The 305-nt window shown below is 67.9% G+C and carries 1 protein-coding gene; it reads left to right on the forward strand.

The features are described 5' to 3' along the window. Positions 1-305: LCP family protein (locus ACLWS4_RS38390; RefSeq protein ID WP_416876626.1), on the forward strand; the 305-nt coding region annotated here is incomplete at both ends.

A 305-nucleotide genomic window follows, 5' to 3' on the forward strand; every position in this document is an offset into this window, starting at 1 on the left:
CCCCAACTCCAACGGCAACGGCAAGATCGTCCCGGCCACCACCTCGAAGATCAACGCGGCCTTCAACGGCGGCGGCGGCCGGCTGCTGGTGCAGACCGTCGAGTTCAACACCGGCCTGCGGATCGACCACTACGCCGAGATCGGCTTCGCCGGCTTCGTCGGCCTGGTGGACGCGGTCGGCGGTGTCGAGATGAAGATCGACAACGACATCAAGGACCGGGACTCGGGCCTCGACCTCAAGGCCGGCACCCAGACCCTGACCGGCAGTCAGGCGCTGGCCTTCGTCCGCCAGCGCCACCAGATGG

The sequence above is a fragment of the Kitasatospora sp. SC0581 genome, assembly GCF_048159585.1.
In the GTDB taxonomy this organism is placed as follows: Bacteria; Actinomycetota; Actinomycetes; order Streptomycetales; family Streptomycetaceae; genus Kitasatospora.